Annotated in this window: 9 protein-coding genes; 8 read left to right on the plus strand and 1 reads right to left on the minus strand. The window is 54.7% G+C overall.

Annotated elements, in window-relative coordinates:
* The coding region (locus GHO03_RS23090) for an AAA family ATPase (RefSeq protein WP_153400588.1) at positions 1–660 on the plus strand (660 nt) is incomplete at its 5' end.
* On the plus strand, positions 653–1,390 hold the full coding sequence (locus GHO03_RS23095; RefSeq protein ID WP_153400589.1) for an HNH endonuclease: 738 nt from the start codon (positions 653–655) through the stop codon (positions 1,388–1,390). The genes GHO03_RS23090 and GHO03_RS23095, both read left to right, overlap by 8 nt.
* Positions 1,391–1,420: 30 nt before the next feature.
* Here the strand turns inward: GHO03_RS23095 and GHO03_RS23100 are convergent, their stop codons facing one another.
* Positions 1,421–2,152 carry a LexA family transcriptional regulator gene (locus tag GHO03_RS23100; RefSeq protein WP_153400590.1) on the minus strand — a complete coding sequence of 244 codons (732 nt, stop codon included), beginning with the start codon at positions 2,150–2,152 and terminating at the stop codon, positions 1,421–1,423.
* A 79-nt stretch (positions 2,153–2,231) separates the two neighbouring features.
* Between GHO03_RS23100 and GHO03_RS23105 the strand changes: the two genes are divergently transcribed.
* The 6 genes from GHO03_RS23105 to GHO03_RS23130 form a co-directional block, all read left to right on the plus strand.
* The gene (locus GHO03_RS23105) at positions 2,232–2,492 is read left to right on the plus strand and encodes a hypothetical protein (protein WP_153400591.1); all 261 of its coding nucleotides are present in this window, start codon (positions 2,232–2,234) and stop codon (positions 2,490–2,492) included.
* A 338-nt stretch (positions 2,493–2,830) separates the two neighbouring features.
* Positions 2,831–3,349: a phage regulatory CII family protein gene (locus GHO03_RS23110; protein WP_095038305.1), complete on the plus strand. Its 519-nt coding sequence runs from the start codon at positions 2,831–2,833 to the stop codon at positions 3,347–3,349.
* Entirely contained in the window at positions 3,312–3,560 is a 249-nt protein-coding gene (locus GHO03_RS23115) for a TraR/DksA C4-type zinc finger protein (RefSeq protein WP_153400592.1), read from the plus strand. Before GHO03_RS23110 ends, GHO03_RS23115 begins: the two co-directional genes overlap by 38 nt.
* Positions 3,550–5,766, plus strand: a complete 2,217-nt coding sequence (locus tag GHO03_RS23120) for a VapE domain-containing protein (RefSeq protein WP_153400593.1) — start codon at positions 3,550–3,552, stop codon at positions 5,764–5,766. The genes GHO03_RS23115 and GHO03_RS23120 overlap by 11 nt, the downstream gene beginning before the upstream one ends.
* Positions 5,759–6,115 (plus strand): hypothetical protein, encoded by a 357-nt coding sequence (locus tag GHO03_RS23125; protein WP_153400594.1) that lies wholly within the window; start codon positions 5,759–5,761, stop codon positions 6,113–6,115. Before GHO03_RS23120 ends, GHO03_RS23125 begins: the two co-directional genes overlap by 8 nt.
* 525 nt (positions 6,116–6,640) lie before the next feature.
* Positions 6,641–6,822: phage holin family protein (locus tag GHO03_RS23130; protein ID WP_306108803.1), on the plus strand; the 182-nt coding region annotated here is incomplete at its 3' end.

A 6,822-nucleotide genomic window follows, 5' to 3' on the forward strand; every position in this document is an offset into this window, starting at 1 on the left:
TGGCTCATGACGCACTCGGGGCAGGTGGTGAGGCTGTATTTCAGCATACTTGGAGACTTGTTCGGAGTTTCCCTAGAGCCTGTATTTTCGATTTACAATAGGACTTGCTATTTGGAAGAGCTTTCTTCAGGGTTTCAGGCCGTTTTCACAATAATAGTTATGGTTTTTCAGTGGTTGGAGACTAGCAATCCGAATAATCGTTTGGCTGCAACTGCTGTAGGAACGGTAATGATTGATGAGTTGGATCTTCATCTTCATCCTGAGTGGCAGTTTACTTTGCGAGACGGGCTTTTGAAGTTGTTTCCTATGTTGCAATTTATAGTGACTACTCATTCGCCACATCTTCTAGCATCGGCTAAAAAAAATGAAGTGATAATTATGCCTGCGAATAATATAGGCGGTTATATTAGCTCTTCTGATCAAGTGTATTCCGGATGGTCTACAGATCAAATTTTGTCTGATGTGATGGACGTTAAAAGCTTGGACAATAAGGAGCATCAACGTCTTGTTTCTCGAGCCTTGGAACTTGCTGAGAACCGTAATTTGTCAGGTCTGGAGGAGGCTATCCATAATTTGGAAATGGTCTCTCATCCTAGTGACACAATCGTCACGGTGCTAAAGGTTAAGCTTGCATCGCTGGTGGCGTTGAAAAATGATTAAATTAGTTCGGGGTGTTGAACCTGTTTTCTTAAGAGATAATAAAGATAGGCTCTTGAAGGACTTGGAAGAAGCTATTGAAAAGTATGGGGGGTATAAGGAAATTCCTGATGATGAAAAGGCTAAGCTTGTAGCTCCATATAGACATAAGGAAGTTAAGAGTGCTCTCGTTGAGTCCTCAAATGGGAAATGTGCTTTTTGTGAATGCATTCCGTCCGAAGGAGGGAATGTTGAAGTTGAACATTACAAGCCCAAAGCGCTATATCCATCTTATACGTTTGATTGGAATAATCTCTTGCCAGCTTGTCGGCGTTGCAATGGTGATAAAAGTCACCATGATACGGTAGCTGAACCGATTGTTAATCCATATGAGCATAATCCGGAGGAGTATTTTTTTTATGAGGGGTTGAATCTAAAAGGAAGGCCTGGAGAGTTATTGCATGTTGCCGAGTTGACCATTGAGGTTTGCGGGCTTAATACTTTAAGGCTTTGGGAGCCTCGGTCAAAAATTTATGTTTGCTTGCATGATTTCGAACTTGCCATTAGGCAGGCTGTTAAGGATTATCAGGAAGCTACTTCTCCACTGAAAAAGTCTAACAGACTAAGATCTATTCGAGAGGCAATCGATAGGATTGAAATGTTAGCGCGAAATAGTGAAAGATACTCTAGTTTCTGTGACTCCTACTTAAGATCGTCTAATATTTATTTAGAAGCAAAAAAAATGCTAGATTAATATTGTTAGAATGTCGTAGTAATCTGACGGTCACTCTGGAATAAACGACCCAACCACCTTCCCACAAATCTGCGTCTCTTCCGTAATATCAATGATTGGATATTGCGGATTGATTGGTCGTAGATAAACTCGTCCTGCATCCGAATCCAGCACCTTGAAGGTCACTTCATTGGTACGTGGTACCCGCGCGACCACACGATCACCATTATTGGTCTGTGCCTCTGGATCAACAAAGATGATGCAGCCGGTTGGATAACTTCTACCTGGCCCCGGGTTGGTCATTGAGTCACCCAAAACCTTCAGCGCATAGCCGCTTTGGCTGATAGGGACGGGGCAGGAGATCCAGGCGTCTGAGTCGTAGGGTTCAAAATTACAGATGGCTTCACACCATGCCCCGGCCTGTACCCACGATATAAGGGGAACCTTGCCGAAGCGTTCAAGCATGCCAGTGACGTTGCTTCCATCGCCTACCTTGAGCTGTTGAACAACGCTCTCAGCCGTCTGTTCTTTAGGCAGAACCCCGTATTCCAGCCATTCACGGCGCACTTTCAGCCAATCGCACAGGGCAACCATGCTGTCGGCCTCAGCCATAGCTTCGCCATTCAGCCATTTGCTGATGGCCTGGGTGGTTTTGTGAACCCCCACGCTTTTCAGGCGCTTGTGAATGTCCACACCTCGTCCACGGCTACGGATGCCGGCGTCGTCTAGTGCTTCATGCAGGCGCGAGCTGAACTCTGCGCGTAATTCTTGCTTATCAACCATAGGTTGAGAGTCTCACAAAGCTTGCGCAATAGTCAGTTGATGTTTAATATCAACTGCGAGTTGATAAGTGGAGCCTGTAATGCTGAATCCCGCGGATTTTCCGAATGCCATTGCGTTCGCGTTTGAAGCTGTAGGTGGTATCGGTGCCGCAGCCAAGGTGTGTGAGCGTAGCTACCAGGCGCTGAATAAATGGCGTCTGGCGGCGTGTTTGCCCCGGACTGATTACACGGGTGAGACCCGTTATGCCGAGCTTCTGGCAACAGCGGCACAGAAAAACGGCCACTCGTTTGAGGCTGCATGGTTGCTGGAAGCATCGTCGCCCCATAAGGCTGCAGCATAGTTTAGAAAGAAAAAAGGCGGCCTATAAGGCCGCCCAGTTCCTCCCGGCACACACCACCACAGTGTCGCCGGGTCGCGGTCAAGGTAGGCGGGCACACCACATGCAATTCCGCCTCCCTTAACCGCGCTTTCCAAGGCTCGGAAGCTTTGGGTTGCTGCCATTTCCACCACAGATCTGGCAGCTGTTGCGCCAGAGGTAAGCGACGGATCGCTTGCCTCGGCACGGTGCCGGTTTCGACCTTACGAATCTAGACCGGCTTTTTGGGCCCTTTCAAGCCACGCGGCAAATGTACCACCACAGCACGCCGCGCGGCACTGGCAACATTCAGGATTAATGCCATGAGCCGTATTGCTCTTAGTTGCACCCAGCGAGCGCGTCGGGAAATTCTTCCGCTCGAATTGGCGCTTTATCACGCTGCCAGGGACTACCCGGGCGGCGCTGCTGCGATAGCCGCCACCACCGGCCGCAACCCCACCACGCTGCAGCACAAGCTGTCTCCCACCCATCCAAGCCACGCGGTAAATGTTCAAGAGTTTGCCGAGATCCTGGAGCTGACCAAAGACCGCCGCATTCTTGATTCGGTACATGCGTTGGTGGGCGACACGATCTGGCAGGAATTGGCCGAAGTTTATACCGACGATATGCCGGAGACGCTGACCATCGGGCTTGCTGGGTACTTTCGGCAGGTCGCGGATCTGGCCGACACCTGGGCCAAGAGTATTGGTGACGGGATCGTCGACGACAGCGAGCTGGCCGAGATCCGCCTGCAGGTGTTTCGCGGCATTCAGGGGCTGCTGGGGTTGTTCAACCGAGCGGCTTATGTCAACTCGACTACGCGGGGTGCCGACCGTGGCTGATGACGTGGATTTTGCTAATGACCTGGTGCAGGAACGCATCGACCGGGCATTGGCTGCGCGCAAAGCGCAGCCGGTGTTTGAGTCTTACGAATTCTGTGAGGACTGCGACACGGCCATCCCTTTGGCTCGTCGCTTGGCGGTTATCAGCTGCACGCGCTGTGCAGGGTGCCAGCAACTGAACGAAGAAATAGGTACCCGTTATGCTCGATGACGTACTCGGTCAGTTCGCTGACCACGGCCTTGAACCTGCGCAACCCCTCACGTTCGGCAAGCTGACCCGCTGCAAGACCACCCAGGACAAGGGCAAAGAAAAAAACGGCTGGTATGTGATCCATGAACACCGCACCGAGAAAAACGAGACGCTGATTTTCGGCAGCTTCGGTGACTGGCGTTCCGGCGACAGCAACAAGATCAAGGTCAAGGCCGGGCGCATGAGTCAGGAAGAGCGCGATGTGATGCGCGCTCGCCAGGAGGAGGGTAAGCGCCGCGCTGCAGAGATTGCTGCGAATGCTGCCCGCCGTGCTGCCAATCGGGCATCTGGTCTGTTCAAACGTATGCCGGAGAAAGGCCGTAGTGCCTATCTGGAACGCAAGCAGATCGTCGGTATAGGCGTGCGTTATGCGCCTCGCTCTGGCGCAGTGCTGATCCCGATGAGCAACGCTCGGGATCAGATCGTTGGGCTGCAGGTCATCTATCCCGAGAAACAGACGGACACCGGCCGCGACAAGTCCTATTGGCCCTATGGCATGTCTAAAGAGGGCGCCTTCCACCTGATTGGACCGCACCCTGAGCCGGGTGAACCGGTGCTGGTATGCGAGGGATACGCCACCGGCGCAAGCCTGCATATGGCCACCTCGTTGACGGTGGCCATAGCCTTTGACGCGGGTAACTTGAGCGTGGTGGCCAAGGCCATGCGCGAGCGTTTCCCGGGCCGAGCCTTGATCGTGTGCCGCGACGATGACTGGAAAACCAAACGCCCCAACGGTGAACCCTGGAACCCAGGCGAAGAGAAGGGCAGCAATGCCGCATTGATCGTCGGTGGCCAAGTGGTTGGTCCGGTGTTCTCGGGCGAGCGCGAGATCAAGTGGACCGACTTCAACGACCTGCATTGCGCCGAAGGGTTGGATGCTGTCCGCCGTCAGGTGTTGTCGGTGGTCAGGCCACCGGCTGCGGGTGGTTGGAAAGACCAGCTGGCACGCACCGAAAACGGCTCGTTGATCGCGCATATGCAAAACGTTGAGTTGATCCTGGGTAACGATGAGCGCTGGTCCGGGGTGATCGCTTTCAGCGCGTTCAGCTCCAAGATCGTCAAATTGCGCACACCGCCCTATGGAGGTGGCACCGGTGATTGGGGCGACATCGACGATATCCGGGTGATGAAGTGGCTGGCCCAGCAATACAACCTGCGGGTCAAAGCTTCCAGCGTAATTGAGGCAGTCAGCGTGGTGGCCCACGACCATGCGTTTCACCCGGTACGCAACTACCTGAACAAATTGGAATGGGACCGCGTGCCGCGCCTTGATACCTGGCTCAACACCGTAATGGGTGTGACCCAAAGCGGCTACAGCGCCAAGGTCGGCAAGCGCTGGATGATATCGGCTGTCGCACGGGTAATGCGCCCGGGCTGCAAGGCTGACTCGGTAATGATCCTTGAAGGCGGGCAGGGCGAAGGTAAGTCCACGGCGTTGAGCATCCTTGGCGGCGACTGGTTTATGGATACGCCGTTTGCCCTGGGTGACAAGGACGGCTTTCAGGCCATCCGTGGTAAATGGATCATCGAACTGGGGGAGCTGGACAGCTTCAACAAGGCTGAGAGTACCAAGGCCAAGCAGTTTTTCTCGGCATCCACCGACACCTACCGCGAAAGCTACGGCCGCAGAACAAATGACGTGCCACGCCAGTGTGTTTTCGTGGGTACCACCAACCAGGACGAATACCTCAAGGATGCCACGGGTAACCGCCGTTATTGGCCGGTGGCCTGTACTCGGGTCGATCTGGAGCAATTGCGCGAGATCCGCGACCAGCTCTGGGCCGAGGCGATGTTCTGTTATGAGGCAGGCGAGATCTGGTGGGTCAACCGCGACGAAACCGCGATGTTCTCCGAAGCCCAGGACGAGCGCTTTGTGGTGGATGAGTGGGAAGGCCCGATCCTGAATTGGCTGGAAGAGTCACAGATCGGCGAAACCACCAGCGGCAGCGAAGTGTTGGCTAGCGCGCTCAAGCTCGACTTTGGCCACTGGGGCAAGCCCGAGCAAATGCGTGTCGGGGCGATCATGCATCGGCTTGGATGGCGTCGGGTGCGTCTGCCAGCCCTGGCTAAAAGCGGACAGCGGCCCTGGGCGTACAAGAAGCCGGACAGCTGGGGCAGTCATTCAGCCTTGCAGGTGCAGAAAATCGAGGAGCCTTGTTTTGATTAAGCGCATCGACACTCTGCTCAAGCTCTGGGCTGAGGATCTGCACAGCGAAGCATCCGAAGGCACTGGTAGCGGCAACATGATTGCCATGCTGATGGAAACCAAGGGGGAGCTGATTCGTGGTACGCGGGGCAGTCGGGTGCTGCTTGATGAGTCGGCAGACGTTGAGCTGATCGTCAATAAACACCTGCCACTGCAGCTAGCGGTGGTGGTGCGCGAGCACTACTGCAACCACGACAGCTTCCTGTCGCAGAAGTACAGCCACTGTGGCTGCAGCCGTGACACCTATTACCAACGTCTGCATGAGGCGCACCTGTGCATTGCTGGCTTGCTGATGGGGAAGGCTGCGTGATCCCCGGCACCACTCCAACCATCGTCCTTGTCTTGGCCCACCGCGTCCCACTGCTTTGCAAGGCAGTGGGTCACGCGCAGGCTGCGCCGTTACTGGGCTGTCCCACAGTCCCACCTGTAAAAGCCCCTCGCCCATGTGAGCGTAGCGGGCAGCAATACGCGCGTTTCACGCGCATGCGTGTTCTTAATATTCTATCTATATACGAGGAAACAGTAAAAGAAGTAGGACAGTGGGGCGCAGCCTTTGATTTAGGCACTCTCCCTTGTCCCACCTTGATCCTAAGCAGTGGGGCAGGGCAGACACCCCCCCCAAAAGCGTTAGCCGGGGAGATGTATTCGCCGACATTCCCCGGGCGTTCTGCTGGCTAACCCACTTATTCGCCGGTGGCATTAAAACCCGCTTGCTGCCACCGGAATCCACCTGTAAAAAGTAGTCATCTTCGATAGGTGCGACCGCAGAGAGCGGCAGGCACCACCACACAGAACCCGGCCATTGCGCCGGGTTTTTTGCGTTTAGGGGCAGGCAATGACAACCGAGCAACAAGCGTTAGCGGATATGCCGATCTGGCTGGTGATTGCACTGTCCTTGGTCGGCGGGGTGTCGGGCGAGATGTGGCGAGCGGACAAGGACGGCGCCCGGGGCTGGTCGCTGGTACGGCGCCTGGCCTTGCGCTCTGGTGCCTGCGTCGGCTGCGGGCTGTCCACGAT

The sequence above is a fragment of the Pseudomonas sp. FSL R10-1339 genome (genome assembly GCF_009600545.1).
In the GTDB taxonomy this organism is placed as follows: domain Bacteria; phylum Pseudomonadota; class Gammaproteobacteria; order Pseudomonadales; family Pseudomonadaceae; genus Aquipseudomonas; species Aquipseudomonas bubulae.

Bases quoted from the DNA above. Each gene is read 5' to 3' on its own strand.
- GHO03_RS23115 (WP_153400592.1), top strand. From the start codon at position 3,312: ATGTCAACTCGACTACGCGGGGTGCCGACCGTGGCTGATGACGTGGAT.
- GHO03_RS23105 (WP_153400591.1), top strand. From the start codon at position 2,232: ATGCTGAATCCCGCGGATTTTCCGAATGCCATTGCGTTCGCGTTTGAA.
- GHO03_RS23100 (WP_153400590.1), bottom strand. From the start codon at position 2,152: ATGGTTGATAAGCAAGAATTACGCGCAGAGTTCAGCTCGCGCCTGCAT.
- GHO03_RS23120 (WP_153400593.1), top strand. From the start codon at position 3,550: ATGCTCGATGACGTACTCGGTCAGTTCGCTGACCACGGCCTTGAACCT.
- GHO03_RS23110 (WP_095038305.1), top strand. From the start codon at position 2,831: ATGAGCCGTATTGCTCTTAGTTGCACCCAGCGAGCGCGTCGGGAAATT.
- GHO03_RS23095 (WP_153400589.1), top strand. From the start codon at position 653: ATGATTAAATTAGTTCGGGGTGTTGAACCTGTTTTCTTAAGAGATAAT.